Below are 22,438 nucleotides of genomic sequence, written 5' to 3' on the forward strand. Positions count from 1 at the left end.
ATGGCTACGCTTGAAATTCGCGACCTGCATGTCTCCGTCGAGGCGGACAACGCCACGAAGGAGATCCTCAAGGGCGTCGACCTGACCGTGAAGCAGGGCGAGACCCACGCCATCATGGGCCCGAACGGGTCCGGCAAGTCCACCCTCGCCTACTCCCTCGCGGGACACCCCAAGTACACCGTCACCAGCGGTTCGGTGACGCTGGACGGCGAGGACGTCCTGGAGATGACCGTCGACGAGCGCGCCCGCGCCGGTCTGTTCCTCGCGATGCAGTACCCGGTCGAGATCCCCGGAGTCTCGGTCTCCAACTTCCTGCGCACCTCCGCCACCGCCGTCCGCGGCGAGGCGCCCAAGCTGCGTACCTGGGTGAAGGAGGTCAAGGAGACGATGGGCCGGCTCCAGATGGACCCCGCGTTCGCCGAGCGCAACGTCAACGAGGGCTTCTCCGGTGGTGAGAAGAAGCGCCACGAGATCCTTCAGCTGGAGCTTCTCAAGCCGAAGGTCGCGATCCTCGACGAGACCGACTCCGGTCTGGACGTCGACGCCCTGCGCATCGTCTCCGAGGGTGTCAACCGGGTCCGTGAGACCGGTGAGGTCGGCACCCTGCTGATCACGCACTACACGCGGATCCTTCGCTACATCAAGCCCGACTTCGTGCATGTCTTCGCCAACGGCCGTATCGCCGAGTCCGGTGGTGCCGAGCTCGCCGACAAGCTGGAGAACGAGGGCTACGAGGCTTATGTGAAGGGTGGCGCTTCCGCGTGACACAGCTGCCGGGCCTCCTCGACACCGAGGCGATCCGCAAGGACTTCCCCCTGCTGGATCGTACGGTCCACGACGGGAAGAAGATCGTTTACCTGGACAGCGCGGCGACCTCGCAGAAGCCGCGCCAGGTGCTCGACGCGCTCAACGAGTACTACGAGCGGCACAACGCCAACGTGCATCGTGGCGTGTACACGATCGCGGAGGAGGCCACGGCGCTGTACGAGGGCGCCCGTGACAAGGTCGCCGCGTTCATCAACGCGCCCAGCCGCAACGAGGTGATCTTCACCAAGAACGCCTCCGAGTCGCTCAACCTGGTGGCCAACATGCTCGGCTGGGCCGACGAGCCCTACCGGGTCGACCACGACACCGAGATCGTCACCACGGAGATGGAGCACCACTCCAACATCGTGCCGTGGCAGCTGCTCTCGCAGCGCACCGGCGCGAAGCTGAAGTGGTTCGGCATCACCGACGACGGCCGCCTCGACCTGTCCAACATCGACGAGATCATCACGGAGAAGACGAAGATCGTCTCCTTCACCCTGGTCTCCAACATCATGGGCACGATCAACCCGGTCGAGAAGATCGTCCGTCGTGCCCAGCAGGTCGGCGCGCTGGTCTGCATCGACGCCTCGCAGGCCGCCCCGCACATGGTGCTCGACGTGCAGGCGCTGCAGGCCGACTTCGTGGCCTTCACCGGCCACAAGATGGTCGGCCCGACCGGGATCGGTGTGCTCTGGGGCCGGCAGGAGCTCCTCGAGGACCTGCCGCCGTTCCTCGGCGGTGGCGAGATGATCGAGACCGTGTCGATGCACTCGTCGACGTACGCGCCCGCGCCGCACAAGTTCGAGGCCGGTACGCCCCCGATCGCCCAGGCCGTCGGCCTCGGCGCGGCCGTGGACTACCTCTCGGCGATCGGCATGGAGAAGATCCAGCAGCACGAGCACGCCATCACCGAGTACGCGGTGAAGCGGCTCCTGGACGTCCCCGACCTCAGGATCATCGGTCCTGCGACGGCCGAGGACCGTGGCGCCACGATCTCCTTCACGCTCGGCGACATCCACCCCCACGACGTGGGCCAGGTGCTCGACGAGCAGGGCATCGCGGTCAGGGTCGGACACCACTGCGCCCGGCCGGTCTGCCTGCGGTTCGGAATTCCCGCGACGACACGAGCGTCGTTCTATCTGTACTCCACGCCCGCCGAGGTCGACGCCCTGGTGGACGGTCTGGAACACGTACGGAACTTTTTCGGTTAATAGGCAGATCGGCTGAGGGTTGACTGGTGAAGCTTGATTCCATGTACCAGGAAGTGATCCTGGACCACTACAAGCACCCCCACGGGCGCGGCCTGCGGGACGGCGACGCCGAGGTGCACCACGTCAACCCGACGTGCGGCGACGAGATCACTCTCCGGGTGAAGTACGACGGCGAGACCATCGTCGATGTGTCGTACGAGGGTCAGGGCTGCTCCATCAGTCAGGCCAGCGCATCCGTGATGAACGAGCTGCTGGTCGGCAAGCGGCTGGGCGAGGCGCAGAAGATCCAGGAGACCTTCCTGGAGCTGATGCAGTCGAAGGGCCAGCTGGAGCCGGACGACGCGATGGAAGAGGTGCTGGAGGACGCCGTTGCGTTCGCCGGTGTCTCGAAGTACCCGGCCCGGGTCAAGTGCGCGCTACTGAGCTGGATGGCGTGGAAGGACGCGACGGCGAAAGCGCTGTCCGAAGGGAAGACGGCATGAGCGAGAACACGGTGACATCCGACGAGGGCCTGACGACCAAGCCGGCCTCCGTGGAGGAGGTCCGCGAAGCCCTGTACGACGTCGTCGACCCCGAGCTGGGTATCGATGTCGTGAATCTGGGTCTGATCTACGGCATCCACATCGACGAGGCCAACATCGCCACCCTCGACATGACCCTGACGTCCGCGGCCTGCCCGCTGACCGATGTCATCGAGGACCAGGCGAAGTCCGCGACCGACGGCATCGTCAGCGAGCTGCGGATCAACTGGGTCTGGATGCCGCCGTGGGGCCCGGACAAGATCACGGACGACGGGCGCGAGCAGCTGCGCGCGCTCGGCTTCAACGTCTGAGCCGACCGTACCGTCGACGGGCCCCTGGTCTTGACCAGGGGCCCGTCGGCGTTGTCCGTCCGCCGTGTGCGTGATGTGGACGGTGACGCCTACTGCCGTTCGCGGGGCCTTCGCACCTCGAACTGGAAGCATCCGTATTCCAGTGCCCGGACGTGCACGAGCATCACGTCCGGGTCGCTGAACGCATCGTCGAAGGCCGAATCGAAGCCGGCCGTGGCGTCGGCCGGAATCTCCAGAAGGCGGCCACCCACGATATGGCCCCGGGCGTCATAGCGGCGCACGGTACGCAGGGCATCCGGCCGGGCGAAGGGGTAGGCCTCGCCTGGGGCGAAACCATCGCACCCATCGGCGTGGATGAAGACGGGCCCCTGCTCGTCGTACGCGCCCGGATCCGCACCGCTCGTGGTGGCCCAGCGCCGCAACGGGGCATACGAAACAAGCGCGATCCGCTCACCGGGCGCGATGGGACGCAGACAGCAGCGCAGCGGGGAGCCCGCGTCGTCGCGGGTCGCGGGGTACGGGACGCAGAGACGGCCCGCGTCATCGGCGACCCGCAGTTCCTCGAGGGCGGCTGCGTCGATGGGGAGCACGGTGTACCTGGTCATGTGGCCATGCTGGATCGACGCACCTGTGCGTGCTGGCAGGAAACCGACATCACGTCGGCGTGTGCCCACACACCTGCCCGCACAGAAGACCGCCCGGAGACGCCCGGCCGGGTCCGGGCGCAAGCCGGGCGTGATCCGGTGCCCCGGATCCTCCGGGGCGAGGGGCGGCGCCCTACGGGCCGTACTGCTGCGGCGGTACGGCCGCCGCCTCGGCGAGGACCGGGCCCAGGTTCTCCGTGCGCATGCGCCGGTCGACGTAGAGGAGCCCGGTGACCAGCTGCGGGAACGTCGCGGAGACCAACTGGCCGATCAGCTGGCCCAGCAGGAGGACCACCACGTAGCCGCTCATGGCGACGACGACCGCTGCGGGGTTCGGGTCGTCGTCCAGGGTCGAGCCGCCGATCATGCCGGAGAACATGCCGAGGAACGAGAACGGGATCTGGATGATGTAGCTCGCCATGGCGGCGATGGCGATGCCCAGCAGGCTGATCCCGAAGACACGCCACCAGTCGCCGCGCACCAGCTGTGACGAGCGGCGCAGTGCCGCCACCGGCCCCTGTCCCTCGAAGACCACGGCCGAGGGAGCCAGGCTGAACTTCACCCAGAGCCAGATCGCCAGGGGTGCGGTCGCCAGGGCGCCCAGGAACCCGAGCGCGACCCACACAGCGATGCCCGACCCGTCCGAAAGCGTGATCGCTCCGATCACCACGGCGATGAAGCCGATGACCATCAGCACCGCCGGAACCATCGTGGCCAGTGCCGTGAGGAGCACCGTTCCGATCAGCGCGGGTACCCGGGCCCAGGCCCGGCGCCAGACGGCGGAGAAGGTGGTCGGCCTGCCCAGCACCGCGTCCTGGAGGACCGCCGGAACGGCCGCGTACACCAGGGCCGTAGTGATCATGAGGGCGATCACGGCGACCAGCCAGACGATGCCGAGGGCAATCAGGAGCGGCACGATGTCGTCGGACGACGGGTCCTCCTCCGCGCCGAGCGAGAGGACCCGGTCCAGATGGCCGCTGACCGCCGAGTACCCGATCAGAGCCGCCGCCCCCACGACGATCAGGGCCGCGCCGTACGCGGCGGCGCCGATGCCGAGCAACTGCTTCCAGTAGCGCCCCAGGGTGCCCAGGGCGCCGCCGAGTATGTCCCCGAGCTTCAGGGGCACCAGCGGTATGACTCCGGGTTTCGGCGGCGGCATCCAGCCGCCCCACCCCGGTGCCGCCCCGTACGGTGCCCCGCCGTACGGCGGACCGCCGCCCCACCCTGCGTCCTGCGTCACTGCCGCTCCCCGTCGTCGTCCGGTGTGCTTGGTCGGGACACGGTAGCGTCCCGGCCCGGCGCGGTGCCGATGTGCGGGGGACCCGCCCAACCCGGCCCGCTCGGTCACGGGCCGCTCAGGCCTCGGGCGCCCCTCGCCCGTCGCAGGGGCCCGCCTCGCGGACCGCCGCCAGTGCCGCCCGCACGCTCGCCTCGATGTCCGTGACCGGGTACAGCGCCTCGCGGATCGTCCGGTTCCGGTCCACCACCAGCGTCAGCCGCTTCAGCCGGCTCGTCCCCGCCGCGCGGAACGTCGGCAGCCGCAGAGCCGCCGTCAGCTCCAGCTCCGCATCGGACAGCAACGGGAAGCGCAACCGCTCCACTTGTGCGAAGGCCCGCTGCTCGTCAGGGCGTTGGGTGGACACCCCGTGCACGGTCGCGCCCGCTGCCGTGAAGTCGGCCCACTGGTCGCGGTACGTACAGGATTCGAGAGTGCAGCCCCGTGCGCCGGGGATCTGCGCCCACCCCGGCGGATAGGCGTCCTGGCGGGCGTAGGCGCCGGGGAAGCAGTAGAGGACGGTGTACGGGGTGCCGGCGACAGGGTCGCGCAACACGCCGTCGTGGTCGAGCAGGTGCAGCTCGGGCAGGCGCGTGCCCACCAGAGCGTGCACCCGGGCCGCCTCCTTCGACGCCTCCGTGGTCGTTGCCGTCATCTCGCCGTCTCCCATCACCCAGGTGTCACCCCAGTCCTGAAGAGCGATCAGCACCGGCAACAGGGCATGTCCGCGCCGGGTGAGCCGGTACTCGTACCGGGGCGGCCGGTCCTGGTACGGCTCCCGGGACAGCACTCCCGCCTCGACCAGGAGTCGCAGCCGCTCCGTCAGTACCTTGCGGGACACGCCCAGTTCCTCCTGGAGCGCGTCGAAGCGGCGCACCCCGCGCGCCGTGTCCCGCACGATCAGCAGGGTCCACCAGTCGCCCACGACGTCGAGCGCCTGGGCGATAGCGCAGTCGGCGTCGGCCAGGCTGGTGCGCTGAGGCATGGCTCCTCCGTCGGTCCGCTGCCGTCTCTTACCTGATTGACCTGCAGTCAAGCATGCTGCCATAGTCAGTTCCCAAAGGGAACTTACTGGGGGAGAGCGCTGCTGATGAGGTTCTTCGGGATCGTGCGCGACGTACCGCGCACCGTGCGGCTGCTGGCCTTCGGCTCGTTCCTCAACGGAGTCGTCAGCTTCACGTTCGTCTTTCTCTTCGTCTATCTGACCGGCCCGCGCGGGCTGACCGTCCCGCAGGCGGGAGTGATTGCGGGCGTCGGCGGCATCGGCCTGGTCGCGGGGAACTTCACCGGTGGCTGGTTCGGGGACCACTACGGCCATCGCCGGATGCTTCTGACCGGTGCGCTGGTCAGCGGGACGGCACTCGCCACCCTGCCGGTCCTGCCGGTCGTCGCGATGTACGGGGTGCTGCCGCTCGCACAGTACGCGGCGGGTGTCGTACGCGCCGCCAACTCCGCTCTCGTCGCCGTCTCCGTTCCCGAGGGAGGCCGACGCCAGAGCTTCGCCCTCGTGCGGGCCGGGAGCAACGCCGCGTTCACCGTCGGCCCGCCGCTCGGCGCGCTGATCGCCGCGCGGTTCTCGTACGACTGGCTGTTCGTCGCCGACGGCCTCGGCACCCTGCTCTTCGCCGGATACGCGGCGGCGGTGCTCCCGGCGCGCGGCACCGCGCACAACCGGCCGGTGCGCGTGCCCGGCGCGCCCGGGCTGTGGCGCGAGCTGGGGGCCAGGCCGGCGGTCGTGGTCCTGCTCGTCGCGATCCTCTGCGTCGACCTCGTCTATCGGCAGCAGTACTCGACCCTGCCCGTCTTCCTGACCGAGCACGGCCACAGCGCCCAGTTCTACGGCTGGCTGCTCGCCATCAACGGCGGCCTCATCCTCCTGCTGGAGCTCCCCGCGGCCCATGCCCTGCGCCGACGCGCACCGCTCGGCATCGTCGGCGCCGGACTGCTGCTGGTGGGGCTGGGCTACGCGCTGCTGATCCCGGGGGCCGGGGCGCTGTTCGCCGTCACCATGATGGCGGCGCTGACCGCGGGGGAGATCCTCTACAAGACCACCGCCACGGCGTACGTCGCCGACCAGGCTCCCGCTCATGCGCAGGGCCGCTTCCAGAGCCTGTACGCGGGCGCCTCCATCAGCGGGCAGGTGCTCGCACCGCCGCTCGGCGGCGCCCTCTACGCCACCGCGCCCGGACTGCTCTGGCCGGCCTGCGCGGTGCTGGCGGGCGGTGCGGGGGCGGCGGTGCTGGCGGCGCGGCGGCTGGGGCAACCGGTGCGCGAGAAGGCTCCCGCTCCCGGATCCGCCCCCGTGCGCGAGCAGCAGACGCAGCCCGGCTGACCATGCGGTCTGGCCTCCTGGGGACGTGCCGCGACCATCCGGCGAGACCGGTTGGCTCCGGCGGCGCCTCGCCGGTTAGGTTCGTGTCATGACCGACACGACCTCTCCTCGCACCACCGGCGCCGTCGCCGCCGGCCTCGCCACCATCGCCGGCGACGGTTCCGTTCTCGACACCTGGTTCCCCGCCCCGGAGCTCACCTCGGAGCCCGGACCGGCCGGGAGCGAACGACTCACCCCCGACCAGGCCGTCGACCTTCTCGGCGGGGGAGCCGCCAAGGCCATCGGTGTGGACGCCCGCCGCGGTGTGGAGATCGTCGCCGTACGTACGGTCATCGCCTCGCTCGACGACAAGCCGCTCGACGCCCACGACACGTACCTGCGCCTCCACCTCCTCTCGCACCGCCTCGTCCGGCCGCACGGGCTGAACCTGGACGGCATCTTCGGCTTCCTCGCCAACGTCGCCTGGACCTCGCTCGGCCCGGTCGCCGTCGACGACCTGGAGAAGGTGCGGCTGAACGCCCGCGCGGACGGCCTGCACCTCCAGGTCACCTCGGTCGACAAGTTCCCCCGGATGACGGACTACGTGGCGCCCAAGGGCGTCCGGATCGCCGACGCCGACCGGGTCAGGCTCGGCGCGCACCTCGCATCCGGCACCACGGTGATGCACGAGGGCTTCGTCAACTTCAACGCGGGCACCCTCGGCACGTCCATGGTCGAGGGCCGCATCTCCGCGGGTGTCGTGGTCGGTGACGGCTCCGACATCGGCGGCGGCGCCTCCACCATGGGTACCCTCTCCGGCGGCGGCAAGGAGCGCATCGTCATCGGCGAGCGCTGTCTGATCGGGGCCGAGGCCGGGGTCGGGATCGCGCTCGGTGACGAGTGCGTCGTCGAGGCCGGCCTCTACGTCACGGCCGGTACCCGCATCACCATGCCGGACGGGCAGATCGTCAAGGCCCGCGAGATCTCCGGCGCCTCGAACATCCTTTTCCGCCGCAACTCGGTCACCGGTGCCGTCGAGGCCCGCCCGAACAACGCGGTCTGGGGCGGCCTCAACGACATCCTGCACAGCCACAACTAGCAAGTAATGGCGAGGAGTTCCTCGTACACCTTCCGCAGCCCGTCGGTCGCCACGCGTCCGGCGGGCTGCAGCGGTTCGCGGACCGGTCCGGCGTCGAGCAGGGCCTTCGCCGTGACGGTGCCGGGCAGCCCCGCCGACATCATCGCCTCGGCGAGCGGGAGGATCAGCCCGTTGAGCCGGGCGGCCCGCGCGGTGTCCCCGGCGTCGAACGCGTCCAGGACCGCCCTCAGCTGTCGGGGCGCCACATTGGCGACCGTGCTGACAAAGCCCGCCGCACCCACCGCGTACAACGGCAGGTTCAGTTCCTCGCAGCCCGAGTAGTACGCCAACGAGGTCGCACCGATCACCTTCGTCGAGCCGAGCAGGTCGTACGCACAGTCCTTCACGGCCACGATGCGCGGATGCTCCGCGAGCCGCAGCAGGGTCTCCGGTTCGATGCGGGTGCCGGTGCGGCCGGGGATGTCGTACAGCATCAGCGGCAGGCCGGTCGCGTCGGCGATCCGTCGGAAGTACGCCTCGACGGCGGCCTGCGGCGGCTTGCTGTAGTAGGGCGTCACCACCAACAGGCCGTCCGCGCCCGCTTGTTCGGCCTGCCGGGCGAGGGTCAGGGTGTGCCGGGTGTCCGGGCCGCCCACTCCGGCGACGATCGGCACACCGCCGCCGACCGCCTCTCTGACGGCCCGCAGCAGTGCGGTCTTCTCGGCGTCCGTGGTGGTCGGGGACTCGCCGGTGGTGCCGCTGAGCACCAGGCCGTCGCAGCCGTCGGCCACCAGGGAGGCGGCGTGCCTCCCCGCGGCGTCCGGGTCCAGCGTGCCGGAAGCGGTGAACGGCGTGATCATCGCGCAGAGGGTGCGGCCGAAGGGGCCTGCGGTGGCGGTCATTCCTGAAGTGTCGGCCGACCAGACCGTGAAGGTCTACTTAGTTCTTCTTGCGGTGAAAGGTCAGAGATGCTCAACAGTCGAGCGGGAGTCCGCACTCTGGCATGATCGAACGCCTATGCGGCAGACCGATGCGGGGCGGGGATGAGCATGCGGGCACGGACCGGGGCGGCGACGGGGGCCGGAGCCGAGGGGCGGCGGCCGGTGACGGCCGTGCTCACCGCCGGGGCACTGGCCCTGACACTCTCGGGATGTGCAGGGTTTCTGGTACCTGCCGGCGAGGGTGAACCGGAGCCGACGACCTCCTACGGGGTGCACGCCGACACGCTGCCGTCACCGTTTCCCAGCGTCTCCCTCCCCGACCGGCCACCGACGCCGTCGGCGCAGGGGCCCGACCCCGCCGCCAGCGTTCCGGCCGGCTGCCCGTCCTCCGGGGTCGTCGTCGACATGGGTGAGGTGCAGGCCGCGCTGGGGCACCGGGCCGTCGGCCTCACCCTCACCAACTGCGGCAGCAAGCCGTACCGCGTCTTCGGGTATCCGTCCGTCCGCGCCCTGGACGACGCCGGTGACCCGCTGCCGGTCCCGGTGAATCCGGGTTCCTCCTACATGGGGAGCGACCCGGGCCCCGAGGAGGTCATGCTGAAGCCGGGGCGGAGCATGTACTCGCTCCTGGCCTGGGTCTCCACCCCGACCGGCGGCGACCTCATCGAGGGCGACGCGCTGGCGATCGCACCGGCCCCGGGCCTGGAGGCGCGCACCTTCCCGCTGGAGGGGAGCGACGTGCGGCTGCTCGACGAGCTGAACATGACCGCCTGGCGGACGAAGCCGCAGTGACGGCGGCCCCCGGGCACTCCGGAGCCACCGGGGTCATCGACGGGCCATGTACAGGGCGAAGACCCTGTGGAGCGGCCTGTTGATCGGGTACTCCCATTCGCCGATGTACTCGGCCGCCCGGCCGCCGGTGCCGGCCTTGAAGCGCAGCAGGCCCACGAGGTGGTTGCCCTCGTCCAGGGTGTCGGTGATGCCACGCAGGTCGTAGACGCCCGCGCCCCGCTCGTGCGCGTCGCTCATCATGCGCCACTGGATGGCGTTGTTGGGCTGGACCTCGCGCTTGCGGGCGGTCGAGGCGCCGTAGGAGTACCAGACGTGGTTCCCGACGGTCAGCATCGTCGCCGCGGCGAGTGTGTCGCCGTCGTGATGGGCGAGATAGAGCCGCATCCGGTCGGGGGCCTCGCTCCGCAGCGCGGTCCACATGCGCTGGAAGTAGACGAGCGGGCGGGGGACGAAACGATCGCGCTCGGCCGTCTCGCGGTACAGCTCGTAGAAGGCCGGAAGGTCCTCGTAGCCGCCCTCGACGACCTTGACACCCGCCTTCTCCGCCTTTTTGATGTTGCGCCGCCACTGCTGGTTCAGTCCGCCCCGGATCTCCTCCAGCGACTGCCCGTCGAACGGCACCTGGAACACATAGCGGGGCTGCCCGGCACTGAAGCCGTCCGCGCCGCCCTCCTCACTCTGCTGCCAGCCCAGCCGGCGCAACTGCTCCACGACCCCGTCGGCCTGCGGGTCGTTCGCGTCCGCCGGTACGTCCCGCAGCCGTGTCGCGGCCGGGTCGGCGATGGCGTCCTTGACGGTCTCGGCGTCCCAGCGGCGGACGACCACCGGGGGGCCCATGCGCACCGAGAACGCGCGCTGCTCCTTCAGATGCGCCAGCAGAGGATCCAGCCACCGGCCCAGATCGGCGTCGTGCCAGTCGATGACGGGGCCTTCCGGAAGGTAGGCCAGATAGCGCCTCAGCCGGGGGAGCGGGCGGTAGAGGACGAGCCCGGCTCCGACGATCCGTTCCGGGCCTCTGCCGTCGCGGTCGAACCAGCCGACGCTCTGTGCGCGCCAGTCGGGCTTCACATCACCCCACGACGGAACCTGCATATGGCTCACGGCGGACCGGCTCGCGACGAACGCGAGGTGTTCCTCGCGGGAAATGGCCTTGAGGCGCAGCTTCATGAGGTACTCCGTTCGTTGTCCTGCCCGGTTTCACGTCCTGCCCGATGGGCCGACGGCATCCTGGGGGTGTGCGTCGACCATATGCGCACCCGGCGTACCGGGGCGGGCGGCGAGGGGTGTGCGGCGGCGGACGGCCTCGCCCGTCCGCCGGGCGTGGGCAGCCGGGAACGGCCGCATCAGGGGCTGCGCCCGTGCACCGTCCATGCGGGTGAGAGCCGAGGGACGGTGCACCGTTACGCCCGGTGGAGTGACGAACAGGTGCACCAGGTTTCTTGCGGCGCGGCCGGGCCGAGCGCTGCGCGGACACCGGCGCGGCCGTGCCGGACGCGCGCCGCCACGCTCGCGGCAGGGGACTTCCCGGCCGTCCGCGGGAGGGGGGACCGATATATGCATCGGCGGCGGGGGCCCCGGGAGACGTCCGAGCACGTCAATCCCGTGTCCGGGACGGGAAGTTGCCGCGAACTCCCGGGTGTGCTGCCGCGGTCTCTCGCATGAACCGGGCGGCATGGGGCGAAATGCGTCTACGCTTGGGCCGCCTGACCCCGTACGCGCCGTACGTCCCGAGGAGAACCACCTGATGTCCGCAGAGCGCCCCACCCTGCCGCCCGTACGGCTGCGTACCGAGGCCGAACTGGCGCGGGACGCGCTCGCCACTCCGTTGCTCGCCCGCGCCGTCCGGCTCGCCCGCTGGGCGGGCCCCGGGACCCGGGTCGGTGCCGGTGGCGAGCTCGTCGAGGAACAGCTGCCCGCGGCGGCCGAGCACCTCGGGCTGGCGGCGGACGAGGAGGGAGCGGCGGAGGCGAGCGAGGCCTGGCGGCTCGCGGTCGACACGGGCCTCGTCGATGTCGAGGACCCGGAGGACACCGAGGAGGAGGACGCGGAGGGCACCGTCGTCGCCGGTGAGAACCTCGCGCTGATCACCGGCGGTTCACCGCAGGACGTCCTGTCGATCTGGCTCGACGGCCTGGAGGCCGTCCATGTCGATGCCTGCGCACCGGTCTTCGACGACCTCGCCGATCTCGTCGCCGAGGACGGCTCGATCGATTTCCAGTCCCTGGACTGGGACCCGGAGGCCGAGGCGGACTTCCTCGACGGGGTGCTCGGCAACCTGTATCTGCTCACCGTCGGTGACGACGCCACGGACGCGGTCCCGGTACCGCTGCCCGCCCTCGCCGCATCGGTGATCGTGCCGGACGACATGGGCGAACCCACCGACGACATCCTGGAGCAGGTCTCCGAGGCGATGATGCGTCTCGACGACCAGTTCCGGGTCCTCGAACCGATCGGCATCGTCGAATACCACCCGGTGGACGAGGCGTTGCTGGTCGACGAGGGCGAGGGAGCGGCACCGCAGGCCGACGAGGAGGACATCACCCGCTACGGAATGGTGAGGCTGACCCCCCTCGGGATGTACGGCATCCGGACCCGCATGCTGGACGCCGGGGTGGATGCCCCGGCGGTCGGCGACCTCATGGACAAGGGGGCCGACGCACTCCTCGCCGGCATCGCGTACTACCCCGAGGCGGCGGCCCGCGGCGAGGTCGAGCTGTGGCTCGCCCGGCGCGCCGCGGACGGTGCCGCGACCGAACTCCTCGCAGCCGCACGGGGCATGGACCAGCAGGGGCCGCTGCGCCGCCTCCACTGCCAGCAGGCGCTCGCCCTGGTCGGCGCGGAGGCCGAGCCCGCGGTGCGCACGGTGCTCGACGACTCCGAGCTGGGCGGCCTGGCCCGGGTCTGGCTCGCGGAGGTGGGCGCGGCGGACGTGCCCGCCCCGACGGAGTCGATGATCTTCTGGCTCGCCATCGACACGATCGCCGCCCAGTTGGAGGCCGAGGGCGAGCTGGACGAGCTCCAGGGCCTCGTCGAGGGTCTGGCGGGTCAGCACAGCGGCTTCTTCGACGAGGCGTGGCGGGTGGAGCACCCGGCCACGGCGGACGTCCTCGAGGCGATGGGACGGCTGCACAGCGACAAGAAGAAGGCCAAGGAGGCTCGCAAGGCGGCGTTCAGGGCGCGCTCGCGGGCGAGGGACTGAGACCCGGGCGGCGGTCGCGCTACGGACGACGGCGCGAGGCCGGGGCATCCGGCTCCTGACGGGGCGTCGATCGCATCCGGCCAAGTGCACAGGAAGGATGTCCCTGGGCGTCGCCCGCAGTTCAACTGGTGTTGGCGCAGGGACGCGACTGTGGGCGCACCAACAACCGCCCAGTTGCTCCAGGAGTCCGTGATGCCCTTCACGCGCAGGGAATTCACCACACAGTCAGTCCTCACCGGTGCCGGCATCGCCCTGACCGGTACCGTCGCCGCGCTGGCCACCGCGCCCGGAGCCCTGGCCGCAGGGGACTTTGCGCGGGGCCACGACGACCGCGGCCCCGGAAGCAGCCACGAGCCCGGCTACGGTCCGCTGATCGCCGACCCCGACGGCCTCCTCGCCCTGCCCGCCGGCTTCTCCTACCGGGTCATCACGCACAGCGGCGTCACCAGGCTGGAGTCCGGCGAGTACACCCCCTCGAACCACGACGGCACGGCCACCTTCGAGGGCCCGCGCGGCGTCACCCTGCTCGTCAACAACCACGAGCTGAGCGGCACCCGCGCCGGCTGGGAGCACCCGGTCCCGCTGACCGAGGGCCTCGTCTACGATCCGGTCGCGGCCGGCGGCTGCACCGTCGTGGAGACCCGCCGCGACGGCCGCACCGCAGAGTGGGTCGGCATCGCCGGTACCTCCACCAACTGCGCCGGTGGCGCATCCCCGTGGGGCACCTGGCTCACCTGCGAGGAGACCGAGGACCGGGCCGGGAAGAACGGTCTGCTCAAGGACCACGGCTACGTCTTCGAGGTCGACCCGTACGACAAGCGGGCCAACCGCGACCCGCGCCCGGTCAAGGCGTTCGGCCGGTTCGCCCACGAGGCCGTCGTCATCGACCCCAAGCAGGGCCACGCCTACCTGACCGAGGACGCCGCGGGTCCCAACGGGCTGCTCTACCGCTGGGTCCCGCCGCACGGGTTCCGGCACGGCCGCGGCCAGTTGCGCACGCTCGCCGACGACGCCGGTGTCCTGCAGGCCACCAAGTGCTTCGACAGCAACGGCGCGTTCGTCGACGACCTGTCCCGCGCCACGAAGATCGGCACGGTGTACGGCGTGGACTGGGTGGACGTCCCCGACCGCGACGCGAAGGCCGTTTCCGTGCGCAAGCAGTTCGCGGACGGCCAGGTCACCCGCGCACGCAAGCTCGAGGGCATGTGGTGGGGTGACGGCGGTGCGTACATCGTCTCCTCGTTCGCCCGCGCGGAGAGCCCCGTCCAGCACGACGGCCAGGTCTGGTTCTACCACCCCAAGCGCCGCACCCTGACGCTGAAGGTGCTCCTCGGGGTGAACGCCGACCCGTCGAAGGACGGCGCCTTCGACGGCCCGGACAACATCACCGTCTCGCCGTACGGCGGCCTGGTCATCGCCGAGGACGGCAACGGCATCCAGCACCTCTTCGGCGCGACCGAGAGCGGCCGCACGTACCCCATCGCCCGCAACGAGCTGAACATCGGCAGTGAGCAGGAGCCGGAGTACAGCGAGTTCACCGGTGTCACGTTCTCGCCCGACGGCAGGACCCTGTACGCCAACATCCAGACGCCCGGCATCATGCTCGCCATCACCGGGCCGTGGAAGCGGCAGCCCGAGCGGCCCTGATACGGCGGGACCGCCCCAGGCCGTCCGCCGTGGAATCCGACGCGCGAGGGAGCTCCCGCGCGCGTCGGATCTTGCGCACGTGGTAGCCGCTGATGACGAATCGGGTACAGCTGCGCCCCGGGAGCGGATGGGCATGGCGTCCGGGCGTTCCCGGGGCGCATACTTCGAGGTAATGAAACAGTCAGCCGGATCCCGGCGCCATCTGCCGTCCAGTCCCTTCAACCGCCCGGCCCAGGCGGCCCCACCGGTCGAATTGTTCGACGTGGGCGACAGGGTGTCGCACGACCAGTTCGGGCTCGGTCGCGTCCTCGCTGTCGAGGGCGACAACGACGCGGTGCTCATCGACTTCGCGGGGCGACAGGGAAGGATCCTGAGCCCCTACTCCAAGCTGACCAAGCTCTGAGAGAACCGACGGGCACGCGAAGCGCCCGCCATCCCGCCGCACCCACCCCGCCGTACCTCACGGCTTCAGGGGCATCTGGAAGACGCAGAGGCCCCTGAAGCCGTGGTGGTGAGCCCTACGCGGTCACAGCGCCTGGGCGGCGGGCTTCACCATGCCCCGGACGGTGCGCGACTTCACGAAGCTGCCCATGGCGGTCATCTCCCACTCGCCGGAGAACTGCCTGATCAGCTTGGCCATCATCACGCCGGTCTGCGGCTCGGCGCCCGTCAGGTCGAAGCGGACCAGCTCCTCCCCGGTGGCGGCGTCGACCAGCCGGCAGTAGGCCTTCGCCACCTCGGTGAACTTCTGGCCGGTGAAGGAGTTGACCGTGAAGACCAGACCGGTGGCCTCCGCCGGGATCCGGCCCAGGTCGACGACGATCACCTCGTCGTCGCCCGCACCCTCGCCCGTGAGGTTGTCGCCGGAGTGCTTGATCGCGCCGTTCAGGATGGAGAGCTTGCCGAAGTAGCAGCTGTCCAGGTGGTTGCGCTGGGGACCGTAGGCGATCACCGAGGCGTCGAGGTCGATGTCCTTGCCGCGGAACGCGGGCTCCCAGCCGAGGCCCATCTTGACCTGGGAGAGCAGCGGACGACCGCCCTTGACCAGGGAAACCGTCTGGTTCTTCTGAAGGCTGACCCGGCCCTTGTCGAGGTTGATCCTGCCGGACGCGGCGGGTGCGGGAGCGGCGGCGGGCGGGGCCGTGGGGGCCGGGGGTGCGACGATCCGCGGGTCCACCGGGGGGATGGTGGGCATCGGGGGAGCGGTGGGTGCGGGCGCGGCCGGCTCCTCGTCGACGGAGACGCCGAAGTCCGTGGCGATGCCGGCCAGCCCGTTCGCGTACCCCTGGCCGACCGCCCGGGCCTTCCAGGCGCCGTTGCGGAGATAGACCTCGATGACCACGAGCGCCGTCTCGGTGCCGAGCCGGGGCGGGGTGAAGGTGGCGAGCACGCTGCCGTCGTCGGCGTTGCGCACGGTGGCGGTCGGCTCGATGCCCTGGAAAGTCTGGCCCGCCGCGTCGGGGCTCGCCGTGACGACGATCTTCTCGATGCCGGAGGGGACCGCGGTGGTGTCCACCAGGATCGCGTCCGGTGCGCTGCCGCCGCCGGAGCGGTACGTCACTCCGGGGCCGGCGGGCTGGTTGTAGAAGATGAAGTCGTCGTCGGAGCGCACCTTGCCGGCGGCGGTGAGCAGCAGGCCCGAGACGTCGAGCCGCACGGGGGCGGAGACGTCCACCACCACGCGGGCGGCGGAGAGAGGGATGTTCGAGCCGGGGGTCATAGCGGTCATGCCCGGGATAACGAACGACCCGGCTTTGCCGTTCCCTTACCTTTACGCGCCTTGGCACACCCCTGACACCGGCGGACCCGGGCCCCGCGTGGGGTCCTGGGCGGGGCGGTACGGGCGGCGGCCGGGCACCGGCGAGGTGCCATGCACCGACGGGCCGAAGGTGTGCCGCGGCGCCCCGCACGCACATCTGCGGAACGGCGCCCCCGCGGCGCCCGCCGGGTGCCCCGCGGCGGCCGAATCAATCGGGATCGCCGAATGTCGCCACATCGTCATCGGAGTCGGGCTCAACGGTGAACATGCCGAAAAGCAGGGCGAGTTCGACGTAACGGGTCTCGAAAAGCGCGTGAAACCCGGCGTCGGCGAAACCGTCGACGACTGATCCCGCAGCCACCGCTCTTTTTCCTTGTACGCACGGTGTCGCGTTGTGTACGTTCCCCGGCACTGCCTGCGGAGCGCGGGCGGTGCAGGGGCGTATCGGCTTACCCCGCAAGCGCTTTGGCGCGGGCTCGCGATCCGAGCAAGGCGTAACACGGCGAAAACCTGAAGACCCCGTGCCCGAAGGAACAATCCAGCTACTCCATCGAGAGAACTTCCGTACCCAGGAGCATCCATGCCCGACAGATCCGCGCAACGCAGTATCGTCGACCGCTACTTCGCCATCAGCGACCGCGGCTCGACCTTCGGACGCGAGATACGCGGCGGTTTCGCCACCTTCTTCACCATGGCCTACATTCTGGTCCTCAACCCGATCATCCTCGGATCGGCCGAGGACAAGTTCGGTGCCCACCTCTCCCCGGCCCAACTCGTCACCGCCACCGCCCTGGTGGCCGCCGTGATGACCGCGATCATGGGGCTGGGAGGCAATCTTCCTCTGGCGATCGCCGCCGGGCTCGGACTCAACGCCGTCGTCGCGTTCCAGCTCGCCCCGCTGATGAGCTGGCCCGACGCGATGGGTCTGATCGTCCTCGAAGGTCTGCTGATCTGCGCCCTGGTCGTCACCGGGCTGCGTGAGGCCGTCATGCGGGCCATCCCGGCGGCGCTCAAGCATGCGATCAGCGTCGGCATCGGGCTCTTCATCGCGTTCATCGGGTTCATCGACTCGGGCTTCGTGACCCGCATCCCCGGCGACAGCAGCTCCGTCCCCGTCCAGCTCGGCGCGTCGGGACACCTCTCCGGCTGGCCGGTTCTGGTCTTCTGCCTCGGCGTCCTGCTGACCATCGCGCTGCTGGCCCGCAAGGTCAAGGGCGCCATCCTGATCAGCATCGTGGTGATGACGGTCATCGCGATGGTCATCAACGAGATCGCCGACATCGATCCGGCCGCCTGGGGGCTCACCGTCCCGAGCTTCCCCGACGACATCGTGGCCCAGCCGGACTTCGGCCTCATCGGTTCCTTCAGCCTCTTCGGCGCGTTCCAGCAGGTCGGTGTCGTCACCATCGTCCTGCTGATCTTCACCCTGATCCTCAGTGACTTCTTCGACACGATGGGCACCGTCGTCGGTGTCTCCAGCGAGGCCGGACTGCTCGACGAAGAGGGCAGGGTGCCGCGCCTCGGCGCCGTCCTGCTGATCGACGGCGCCGCCGCCGTGGCGGGCGGTGCGGCCTCGGCGTCGTCGAGCACGACCTACATCGAGTCCGCGGCCGGTGTCGGCGAGGGTGCCCGCACCGGCTTCGCCTCCCTGGTCACCGGCGCGCTGTTCGCGTGCGCGCTGTTCCTCACCCCGCTCGCCACGGTCGTCCCCGCCCAGGCTGCCGCCCCCGCCCTGATCGCTGTCGGCTTCATGCTGATGGCACAGGTCCGGCACATCGACTGGGAGCGCTACGAGAACGCCATCCCGGCCTTCCTCACCATCGTCGTGATGCCGTTCACGTACTCGATCACCAACGGCATCGGGGCGGGCTTCCTCGCCTATGTCGTCATCAAGACCTTCCTCGGCAAGGCACGGGAGGTGCACTGGCTGCTCTGGGGATCCTCGGTGCTGTTCGCCGTGTACTTCGCGATCGACCCGATCGAGCAGATGCTGGGTGTGAAGTAACCCGCGAGATGACCGGAGTGCGGGCTGTTCCGGCCGCTGCGCCGCTGCGCCGTCGTGGCGTCGGCCGTCGTGCCGGACCGGGGCGCGGAAGGAGCGGCCCGTACTCCTGCGGGCGCGGGGCCGGACCCCGCGCCCGCAGCGTCACGACTTGAGTGCCGCCTCCATCATCTTCTGGGCGATCGGCGCCGCCAGGCCGTTGCCGCTGATCTCCGAGCGGGCCGCGCCCGAGTCCTCGACGACCACCGCCACCGCGACCTCCTTGCCGCTGGCCCGGTCCTTCGCGTACGAGGTGAACCAGGCGTACGGGGACTTGCTGTTGCCCACACCGTTCTGTGCGGTCCCCGTCTTGCCGCCCACCTCCGCCCCGTCGATCCGGGCGTTGGTTCCGGTGCCCTTCTCGACGACGGTCACCATCGCACTGCGCAGCTGCTCGGCGGTGGACTGCGAGACGACCCGCCGGGTGTCCCCGTCCGCGTACTTCTGGAGTACGTCGCCCCCGGAGTCCGTCACCTCGGACACCATGTGCGGTGCGGCCAGTTCACCGCCGTTGGCGAGGGCGGCCGAGACCATGGCCATCTGCAGCGGCGTCGCCGTGACCTCGAACTGGCCGATGCCCGTCAGGGCCGTCTGCGGCTTGTCCATGCCGGACGGGTAGACGCTCGCCGCGGCCCGTACCGGCACATCGAGCTTCTCGGTGTTGAAGCCGAACTTCTCCGCCATCGCCCTGACCTCGTCCTGGCCGAGGTCGACCGCGGCCTTCGCGAAGACGTTGTTGCAGGAGTACTGGAGCGCGGTGCGCAGCGTGGCGTTCTCGCAGGGGGCCGAGGAGCTCTCGTTCTTCAGGACGGTGCTGGTGCCGGGCAGGGTGTACGGACTGGGGCTGTCCGTCGGCTCGTCGACGGAGCCGTACAGCCCCTTCTCCAGCGCGGCCGCCGCCACCACCAGCTTGAACGTCGAACCGGGCGCCAGCGGCTGCCGCAGCGCACGGTTGACCAAGGGTTTGTCCCCGTCGTCGAGGAGCTTCTGCCAGGCGTCGCCGTCCGCCGTGCCGCTGATCGTCGAGGGGTCGTACGACGGGGTGGAGACCATGCCGAGGATCTGCCCGGTCTCCGGGTCGATCGCGACCGCGGCGCCCTTGTCGTCACCGAGCGCCTCGTACGCCGCCTTCTGCACATCGGGGTCGATCGTCGTCAGCACGCTGCCGGGGGCGGCCTGCCGGCCCGTCACCACGTCCGTCGGGCTCTTCAGCCGGTTGTCCGTGCCGTCCAGTACCTGGCTGTAGATCCCCTCGATCTGCGTCGCGCCGTAGGCCTGCGAGCTGTAGCCGGTGACGGCCGCGTAGAGCTCGCCCTGCGGGTAGGTGCGCTTGTACGCGAGGTCGCTGTCCACCGTCCTCTTCGATCCGGTGACCGGGTTCCCGGCCACGATGATGTCGCCGAGCGGTTGCGCGTACTGCGCGATGGTGTTCCGCCGGTTGTGGTCGTCGTCTGCGAGCGCCTTTGCCTGGTACGCCTGCACCCAGGTCGCCCGCCCCAGCAGGGCGAGGACCATCAGCAGGCAGAGGACCGAGGTGCGCCTGATCGTCCTGTTCATTCCATGGGAGGGACGAGCGGGGTACCGTGCGGCGTTCCCGGTTGAGTGGGTTCTCACCGATTCCTCATGATCGGCCGGTCTGTCGCCCGGAGGTCACTCCGCCAGGGTGAACAGCAGCTCGTCGAGGTGGCGCCAAGACGGCCACCGGCCGGGACGGTGTCTCATGCTCCGCCGGCGGGCTCACGGCCTGGGCATGACAGCCCGATGATTTTCGGCCTCGACGATCCGATGGCGGAAGTGGAGGGCGGTCCGCCACCGGTGGGTGGCCGTGATGTCCTGGAATGCGCGGTGCGGGAACGACATGTGGTCCGCCTGCCGCCTTTTGGTCCCGATTCGCCGATCGACCGGGTGGGGCGGTGAAGTGTGCGGCAACGATGCCATGATCACGTGATATCAGGCATACCGGGCCAACATCACCGGCGGTCCGAGGGTCTGAATTGGCGCACGATGTTCCATCGCGCAATGCGGTCAACTACTAGATTGGCTGACGGCACCACAGGACCGACCGCGACCTGACCCATGCCGTGCACCGGCTGGAAATGTGAAAGTCGGTCACCACGCCTGGAATTCCTGGTGAAAGTCGAGTCCAGGTGGATGGTTCGATCCGCACCACCGTGCCCGGCCGGGCCGAGGAAGCCGGAAGGGCGCGCCGTTGCCGTATTTCCTGACCTGATCCGGTTGTGCGGGTACGCCCTGGCGGCCGGCCGAGAGTATGAGGCGCTTTCTGTGAAGGTTCGTACGAGGCGGTCGAGCGGATTCATCGCCGGAGGTCTGGCAGCGGCGCTGCTCGCGGGTTGCGGTGCCGAGGACGAGATCTGGCCCTTCGACTCCAAGGACGGCATGGTCGTCGGGATGTCCGACGGCATCCTGGCCACGGACCCGGCCGCAGGGTACGACCCGGGATCCTGGCTGCTGTTCAACAACGTCTTCCAGTCGTTACTGAGCTTCCCGCCGGGGGGATCCACGCCGGTGCCGGAGGCCGCGGAGGAGTGCAGTTTCTCGAACGGCGGAAAGACGTACACCTGCACCTTGCGTGACGGGTTGAAATTCAGCAACAACAACAGCCTCACATCGGCGGACGTCAAGTACTCCTTCGACCGGTCGATCAAAATCAACGACCCCGCCGGCCCCGCGCCACTGCTCTCCACGATCGATTCGATCAGCACCCCGGACGAGAAGACGGTCGTTTTCCACCTCGCGGTGCCCGATGCGACGTTCCCCAGCAAGATAGCCTCGGGTGCAGGTTCCATCGTGGACCGCCATGTCTATCCCAAGGACCGTTTACTCGAAGGCGACAAAACGGTTGGTTCCGGCCCGTACAAGCTGGACTCCATCGACGATTCGAAGGCTGTTTTCTCGGCCTACTCCAGCTACCGCGGAACTGCCGAGGTGAAGAACTCCGGCGTGACGCTGCGACTCTTCCAGGGAAACCAGCAGAACCTTGAGGCATCCCTGAAGAAGGGGGACGTCGACGTCGCCTACCGCGGCCTGACCGCCAAGGCGATATCCGCACTGGACACCGAGACCGCCGCGCAGAAGGACGGTCTGGACGTGGTCCAGGGCAGCAGCGCGGAAGTCCAGCACCTGGTCTTCAACGTGACCGACCCGGTGGTCGGCAAGCTCGCCGTACGCAAGGCCATCGCCTACCTCGTCGACCGCTACGCCTTGATCAGCGAGGTCTACCAGTCCACCGCGTCACCGCTCTACTCGATCGTTCCCGTGGGCATCACCGGTCACGGCACCTCCTTCTTCGACCTCTACGGCGACAGCCCGCAGCCACGGAAGGCGAAGGAGGTCCTGCGGAACGCCGGCATCACCGGCAAGGTGGAGCTCACCCTCTGGTCCACACCGAGCCGTTACGGACCCGCCACCGACGACGAGCTGCGCACCATCGCCGATCAGCTGAACAGGAGCGGACTCTTCGACGCCACGATGAAGTCCGTCCCGTTCGACCAGTACGAGAAGGACATCGCCACGGGCAAGTACGGCGTCTATGTGAAGGGCTGGGTGCCGGACTACCCGGACCCCGACAACTTCACCCAGCCGTTCTTCGGCAAGGGCAACGTCCTGTCGAACCATTACGAGAACAGCGAGATCACCGAAAAGATCATCCCGCAGACCTCGTCCATGACCGACCGTGCGAGCACCCGGCAGAAATTCACGAAGCTTCAGGACATCGTGGCGCAGCAGGTCCCGCTCCTGCCGCTCTGGCAGGGCAAGCAGTACGCAGTCGCCCACGAGAACGTCCGGGGTCTGCAGAACTGCCTGGACACCTCGACCGTCTTCCGGTTCTGGGAACTCAGCACCGCGTACTGAGACGTGTCGGAACACGACCCGGTTCGG

Annotated in this window: 21 protein-coding genes; 13 read left to right on the plus strand and 8 right to left on the minus strand. The window is 69.6% G+C overall.

Annotation, left to right across the window (positions count from 1 at the left end):
- From sufC to AB0L71_RS01650, 4 genes are read left to right on the plus strand one after another with little or no spacing between them, the layout of a single operon-like run.
- Entirely contained in the window at positions 1 to 765 is a 765-nt protein-coding gene (sufC, locus tag AB0L71_RS01635; RefSeq protein ID WP_365236657.1) for a Fe-S cluster assembly ATPase SufC, read from the plus strand.
- Entirely contained in the window at positions 762 to 2,018 is a 1,257-nt protein-coding gene (locus AB0L71_RS01640; protein ID WP_365236659.1) for a cysteine desulfurase, read from the plus strand. Before sufC ends, AB0L71_RS01640 begins: the two co-directional genes overlap by 4 nt.
- Positions 2,019 to 2,044: 26 nt before the next feature.
- A complete protein-coding gene (sufU, locus tag AB0L71_RS01645; RefSeq protein WP_365236661.1) occupies positions 2,045 to 2,500 on the plus strand; it encodes a Fe-S cluster assembly sulfur transfer protein SufU in 456 nt (151 codons plus the stop codon).
- The gene (locus tag AB0L71_RS01650; protein WP_365236663.1) at positions 2,497 to 2,850 is read left to right on the plus strand and encodes a metal-sulfur cluster assembly factor; all 354 of its coding nucleotides are present in this window, start codon (positions 2,497 to 2,499) and stop codon (positions 2,848 to 2,850) included. The genes sufU and AB0L71_RS01650 overlap by 4 nt, the downstream gene beginning before the upstream one ends.
- A gap of 89 nt (positions 2,851 to 2,939) precedes the next feature.
- On the opposite strand, the gene AB0L71_RS01655 is transcribed toward AB0L71_RS01650, so the two are convergent.
- The 3 genes from AB0L71_RS01655 to AB0L71_RS01665 form a co-directional block, all read right to left on the minus strand.
- A complete protein-coding gene (locus tag AB0L71_RS01655) occupies positions 2,940 to 3,455 on the minus strand; it encodes a DUF1203 domain-containing protein (RefSeq protein WP_365236665.1) in 516 nt (171 codons plus the stop codon).
- A gap of 172 nt (positions 3,456 to 3,627) precedes the next feature.
- The gene (locus AB0L71_RS01660; protein ID WP_365236667.1) at positions 3,628 to 4,734 is read right to left on the minus strand and encodes a hypothetical protein; all 1,107 of its coding nucleotides are present in this window, start codon (positions 4,732 to 4,734) and stop codon (positions 3,628 to 3,630) included.
- Between the two features lie 115 nt (positions 4,735 to 4,849).
- Positions 4,850 to 5,755, minus strand: coding sequence for a winged helix-turn-helix transcriptional regulator (locus tag AB0L71_RS01665; RefSeq protein WP_365236669.1), 906 nt, complete (start codon positions 5,753 to 5,755; stop codon positions 4,850 to 4,852).
- Positions 5,756 to 5,860: 105 nt separating this feature from the next.
- Here AB0L71_RS01665 and AB0L71_RS01670 point away from each other — a divergent pair, with 105 nt between their 5' ends.
- The gene (locus tag AB0L71_RS01670; RefSeq protein ID WP_365236671.1) at positions 5,861 to 7,102 is read left to right on the plus strand and encodes an MFS transporter; all 1,242 of its coding nucleotides are present in this window, start codon (positions 5,861 to 5,863) and stop codon (positions 7,100 to 7,102) included.
- Between the two features lie 88 nt (positions 7,103 to 7,190).
- Positions 7,191 to 8,180 carry a 2,3,4,5-tetrahydropyridine-2,6-dicarboxylate N-succinyltransferase gene (dapD, locus tag AB0L71_RS01675; RefSeq protein WP_365236673.1) on the plus strand — a complete coding sequence of 330 codons (990 nt, stop codon included), beginning with the start codon at positions 7,191 to 7,193 and terminating at the stop codon, positions 8,178 to 8,180.
- Here dapD and dapA read toward each other — a convergent pair.
- Positions 8,177 to 9,061 (minus strand): 4-hydroxy-tetrahydrodipicolinate synthase, encoded by an 885-nt coding sequence (gene dapA / locus AB0L71_RS01680; protein ID WP_365236675.1) that lies wholly within the window; start codon positions 9,059 to 9,061, stop codon positions 8,177 to 8,179. The genes dapD and dapA overlap by 4 nt on opposite strands.
- A gap of 147 nt (positions 9,062 to 9,208) precedes the next feature.
- Here dapA and AB0L71_RS01685 point away from each other — a divergent pair, with 147 nt between their 5' ends.
- Positions 9,209 to 9,892, plus strand: a complete 684-nt coding sequence (locus AB0L71_RS01685) for a DUF4232 domain-containing protein (RefSeq protein ID WP_365236790.1) — start codon at positions 9,209 to 9,211, stop codon at positions 9,890 to 9,892.
- A 33-nt stretch (positions 9,893 to 9,925) separates the two neighbouring features.
- Here AB0L71_RS01685 and AB0L71_RS01690 read toward each other — a convergent pair whose 3' ends face one another.
- Positions 9,926 to 11,059, minus strand: coding sequence for a peptidoglycan bridge formation glycyltransferase FemA/FemB family protein (locus tag AB0L71_RS01690; protein WP_365236677.1), 1,134 nt, complete (start codon positions 11,057 to 11,059; stop codon positions 9,926 to 9,928).
- Positions 11,060 to 11,636: 577 nt separating this feature from the next.
- On the opposite strand from AB0L71_RS01690, the gene AB0L71_RS01695 reads away from it, so the two are divergent.
- From AB0L71_RS01695 to AB0L71_RS01705, 3 genes are all read left to right on the plus strand, one after another.
- Positions 11,637 to 13,091 carry a hypothetical protein gene (locus AB0L71_RS01695; RefSeq protein WP_365236679.1) on the plus strand — a complete coding sequence of 485 codons (1,455 nt, stop codon included), beginning with the start codon at positions 11,637 to 11,639 and terminating at the stop codon, positions 13,089 to 13,091.
- A 192-nt stretch (positions 13,092 to 13,283) separates the two neighbouring features.
- Entirely contained in the window at positions 13,284 to 14,738 is a 1,455-nt protein-coding gene (locus AB0L71_RS01700; RefSeq protein ID WP_365236792.1) for an alkaline phosphatase PhoX, read from the plus strand.
- Between the two features lie 172 nt (positions 14,739 to 14,910).
- Complete coding sequence (locus tag AB0L71_RS01705) at positions 14,911 to 15,141, plus strand: hypothetical protein (protein WP_365236681.1); 231 nt, start codon at positions 14,911 to 14,913, stop codon at positions 15,139 to 15,141.
- 123 nt (positions 15,142 to 15,264) lie between these two features.
- Here the strand turns inward: AB0L71_RS01705 and AB0L71_RS01710 are convergent, their stop codons facing one another.
- Positions 15,265 to 16,467 (minus strand): TerD family protein, encoded by a 1,203-nt coding sequence (locus tag AB0L71_RS01710; RefSeq protein WP_365236682.1) that lies wholly within the window; start codon positions 16,465 to 16,467, stop codon positions 15,265 to 15,267.
- A 238-nt stretch (positions 16,468 to 16,705) separates the two neighbouring features.
- Positions 16,706 to 16,858, minus strand: a complete 153-nt coding sequence (locus AB0L71_RS01715) for a hypothetical protein (protein ID WP_365236684.1) — start codon at positions 16,856 to 16,858, stop codon at positions 16,706 to 16,708.
- 219 nt (positions 16,859 to 17,077) lie between these two features.
- Between AB0L71_RS01715 and AB0L71_RS01720 the strand changes: the two genes are divergently transcribed.
- Positions 17,078 to 18,502 (plus strand): NCS2 family permease, encoded by a 1,425-nt coding sequence (locus AB0L71_RS01720; RefSeq protein WP_365236686.1) that lies wholly within the window; start codon positions 17,078 to 17,080, stop codon positions 18,500 to 18,502.
- 141 nt (positions 18,503 to 18,643) lie between these two features.
- Here the strand turns inward: AB0L71_RS01720 and AB0L71_RS01725 are convergent, their stop codons facing one another.
- On the minus strand, positions 18,644 to 20,095 hold the full coding sequence (locus AB0L71_RS01725; RefSeq protein ID WP_365236688.1) for a penicillin-binding protein 2: 1,452 nt from the start codon (positions 20,093 to 20,095) through the stop codon (positions 18,644 to 18,646).
- A 204-nt stretch (positions 20,096 to 20,299) separates the two neighbouring features.
- On the opposite strand from AB0L71_RS01725, the gene AB0L71_RS01730 reads away from it, so the two are divergent.
- Entirely contained in the window at positions 20,300 to 20,455 is a 156-nt protein-coding gene (locus AB0L71_RS01730) for a hypothetical protein (protein ID WP_365236690.1), read from the plus strand.
- Positions 20,456 to 20,821: 366 nt separating this feature from the next.
- Positions 20,822 to 22,411 carry an ABC transporter substrate-binding protein gene (locus tag AB0L71_RS01735; RefSeq protein ID WP_365236692.1) on the plus strand — a complete coding sequence of 530 codons (1,590 nt, stop codon included), beginning with the start codon at positions 20,822 to 20,824 and terminating at the stop codon, positions 22,409 to 22,411.
- Positions 22,412 to 22,438: the final 27 nt, after the last annotated feature.

The organism is Streptomyces sp. NPDC052052, assembly GCF_040680455.1.
Classification (GTDB): domain Bacteria; phylum Actinomycetota; class Actinomycetes; order Streptomycetales; family Streptomycetaceae; genus Streptomyces.

Excerpts from the sequence above, each read along its gene's own strand:
- sufC (WP_365236657.1), top strand. The coding sequence starts at position 1 with ATGGCTACGCTTGAAATTCGCGACCTGCATGTCTCCGTCGAGGCGGAC.
- AB0L71_RS01720 (WP_365236686.1), top strand. The coding sequence starts at position 17,078 with ATGCCCGACAGATCCGCGCAACGCAGTATCGTCGACCGCTACTTCGCC.
- AB0L71_RS01690 (WP_365236677.1), bottom strand. The coding sequence starts at position 11,059 with ATGAAGCTGCGCCTCAAGGCCATTTCCCGCGAGGAACACCTCGCGTTC.
- AB0L71_RS01725 (WP_365236688.1), bottom strand. The coding sequence starts at position 20,095 with ATGAACAGGACGATCAGGCGCACCTCGGTCCTCTGCCTGCTGATGGTC.
- AB0L71_RS01700 (WP_365236792.1), top strand. The coding sequence starts at position 13,284 with ATGCCCTTCACGCGCAGGGAATTCACCACACAGTCAGTCCTCACCGGT.
- AB0L71_RS01650 (WP_365236663.1), top strand. The coding sequence starts at position 2,497 with ATGAGCGAGAACACGGTGACATCCGACGAGGGCCTGACGACCAAGCCG.
- AB0L71_RS01655 (WP_365236665.1), bottom strand. The coding sequence starts at position 3,455 with ATGACCAGGTACACCGTGCTCCCCATCGACGCAGCCGCCCTCGAGGAA.
- AB0L71_RS01670 (WP_365236671.1), top strand. The coding sequence starts at position 5,861 with ATGAGGTTCTTCGGGATCGTGCGCGACGTACCGCGCACCGTGCGGCTG.
- AB0L71_RS01730 (WP_365236690.1), top strand. The coding sequence starts at position 20,300 with ATGATTTTCGGCCTCGACGATCCGATGGCGGAAGTGGAGGGCGGTCCG.
- AB0L71_RS01695 (WP_365236679.1), top strand. The coding sequence starts at position 11,637 with ATGTCCGCAGAGCGCCCCACCCTGCCGCCCGTACGGCTGCGTACCGAG.
- AB0L71_RS01665 (WP_365236669.1), bottom strand. The coding sequence starts at position 5,755 with ATGCCTCAGCGCACCAGCCTGGCCGACGCCGACTGCGCTATCGCCCAG.
- AB0L71_RS01705 (WP_365236681.1), top strand. The coding sequence starts at position 14,911 with ATGAAACAGTCAGCCGGATCCCGGCGCCATCTGCCGTCCAGTCCCTTC.
- dapA (WP_365236675.1), bottom strand. The coding sequence starts at position 9,061 with ATGACCGCCACCGCAGGCCCCTTCGGCCGCACCCTCTGCGCGATGATC.
- dapD (WP_365236673.1), top strand. The coding sequence starts at position 7,191 with ATGACCGACACGACCTCTCCTCGCACCACCGGCGCCGTCGCCGCCGGC.
- AB0L71_RS01685 (WP_365236790.1), top strand. The coding sequence starts at position 9,209 with ATGCGGGCACGGACCGGGGCGGCGACGGGGGCCGGAGCCGAGGGGCGG.
- AB0L71_RS01710 (WP_365236682.1), bottom strand. The coding sequence starts at position 16,467 with ATGACCGCTATGACCCCCGGCTCGAACATCCCTCTCTCCGCCGCCCGC.